This window comes from Stenotrophomonas sp. STEN083 (assembly GCF_056759195.1).
The window spans coordinates 1-2,085 of record NZ_JBRRCU010000113.1 but is presented as its reverse complement, the minus strand read 5'-3'; the positions used below and the strand labels follow the sequence as shown (position 1 = coordinate 2,085).

At 65.2% G+C, this 2,085-nt stretch carries 2 protein-coding genes; one reads left to right on the top strand and one right to left on the bottom strand.

Going from position 1 to position 2,085, the window contains the following annotated elements:
* The first annotated feature begins 280 nt into the window (after positions 1 to 280).
* Positions 281 to 925, top strand: a complete 645-nt coding sequence (gene rnt / locus ACVOK8_RS19105; protein WP_481568193.1) for a ribonuclease T — start codon at positions 281 to 283, stop codon at positions 923 to 925.
* 12 nt (positions 926 to 937) lie between these two features.
* Here the strand turns inward: rnt and ACVOK8_RS19100 are convergent, their stop codons facing one another.
* A complete protein-coding gene (locus tag ACVOK8_RS19100; protein ID WP_481568192.1) occupies positions 938 to 1,741 on the bottom strand; it encodes a GGDEF domain-containing protein in 804 nt (267 codons plus the stop codon).
* Positions 1,742 to 2,085 lie beyond the last annotated feature (344 nt).

The window sequence follows — 2,085 nt, the reverse complement described above, 5'->3', positions numbered from 1 at the left end:
CAGCCGCCCCCCTCCGTCACGCCGCACGGCCCCGCCCGCCCCGGACCGCCCCCCCCCCCGCTGCCCCCCACCCCGCCCCCCCCCCCCCCCCCCCCCGCCCCCCCCCCCCCCCCCCGCCCCCCCCCCCCCCCCCCCCCCCCCCCCCCCCCCCCCGCCCGCCCCCCCCCCCCCCCCCCCCCCCCCCCCCCCCCCCCCCCCCCCCCCCCCACTACAGGTGCCCCACAGCGCTTGCCGCCCCTTGCTGACGCGGCCACTTGACCTGCTCTGCTACCCTATTGCGATGAACGAATTTGCTGAACCCTCGGTCCCCCGCCCTGCTTTCACGCCGATGGCGCAACGCTTCCGTGGCTTCCTGCCGGTGGTGGTGGACGTGGAAACGGGCGGCTTTGACTGTAATCGCCATGCCCTGCTCGAGATCGCCGCCGTACCGGTGGAGATGGACGAGAACGGCCAGCTCTACCCGGGCCAGACCGCCAGCGCGCATGTGATTCCGGCCGAAGGCACCGAAATCGACCCCAAGTCGTTGGAAATCACCGGCATTGTGCTCGACCATCCGTTCCGCCTGGCCAAGCCTGAGCGCGACGCGCTGGAACATGTGTTCGCGCCGATCCGTGCCGCGATGAAAAAGTACAACTGCCAGCGCGCGATCCTGGTCGGCCATAACGCGCATTTCGACCTGAACTTCGTCAACGCTACCGTTGCCCGCAGCGGGCACAAGCGCAACCCCTTCCATCCCTTCAGCGTGTTCGACACAGTGACGCTGGCAGGCGTGGCCTATGGCCAGACCGTGCTTGCGCGCTCGGTGCAGGCTGCCGGCTTCGAATGGGATGCCAGTGAGGCGCATAGTGCGGTGTACGACACCGAGCAGACCGCGCGCCTGTTCTGCAAGATCGTCAACGCCTGGCCGACCGCGTCCGGTCGCTGAGCGTTACCAGTCTCAGGCCGCGCAGGTTCGTGCGCGACCCTCTTTCTTCGCCTGTGCCAGCGCGTTTTTTGCGCGCTGGTAGAACAGTACCGGCGCCTGATCGTCCTCACCCAGCTGCACTACGCCTGCACTGAAACTCACCTTGATATCGCCGGCCTCGTGTCCGCCCCATTCGGCGTACTGGCCGAACAGGCGCTGCAGCCTTTGACAGGCGATCTCCGCTTCCGGCAGCGCCGTGTCGCTCAACAACACCGCGAACTCCTTGTTACCCAGCCGTGCCGGCATGTCGGAAGCACGCAGGCTGCGCCGCATCAGGTCGCCCACTTCGCACAACACCAGATCGCCGACTGCACGCGACCACTCGGCATTGATCTGCTTGAGGTGATCGATGCTAAGCACCACCAGACTCAGTGAACGCCCAGTACGACGCGCTGCCGCCATATCGCGTGCGAGCACATCATCAAACGCGCGACGATTGGGAAGGCCGCTGAGATCATCTTCATTGGCCAGCCGTTCGAAGGATTCGGCCTGCTCGCGCAGCCGGCGCTCAAGCTGCGCTTTTTCCAGCAGGGCGGCTTCCAGACGGGCGTTCTGTTCGTGCAACTGATCTGATCGAGCGTGCTCCTGCGCCGCCAATTGCTGGGCTTGGCGACGTTGTTGCTTGAGCTGCATGCCCAACCACAACACAACTACGATCAACAGCAGGCATAGACCTGCGAGCAACCCGGGTAGCGGCAATACCGCGAATGCTGGCGAAAAACCATCCACTCCCGCCTGCGCCCAGGCAGGTGCCGCGGCAGATCCAGCCAGCATCATCAGTGCTGACAGACCTCGGTTTGCAAAGACTCTCGCCCAGCCCCCCTCCGCGCGCATCCCCGCGCTCGTTCGGGTTATAGGATTCTTCTCTGCTGCCATCATTCATGCCCCAAGCTGGTCTGGGGATACTAGCAAACAGCGACCTTGCTGCATGGCTGAGTGACGGTTGGCGCTGAGGGTTTTCGCTGGAATGTGATTGGCGGTGTGAAGGCACACAACCCTGACCGGAGGAACTGTAGGAGTCAACTGTCTTTAGCGCCTCCCGCTATACCCGCTATCCAGGGTGCGTTGTCACGTTTCATGGCATTGAGCCTGGTCAGGTATTTGCGCATACAGGCGGTGAC

Excerpts from the sequence above, each read along its gene's own strand:
- rnt (WP_481568193.1), top strand. The coding sequence starts at position 281 with ATGAACGAATTTGCTGAACCCTCGGTCCCCCGCCCTGCTTTCACGCCG.
- ACVOK8_RS19100 (WP_481568192.1), bottom strand. The coding sequence starts at position 1,741 with ATGATGCTGGCTGGATCTGCCGCGGCACCTGCCTGGGCGCAGGCGGGA.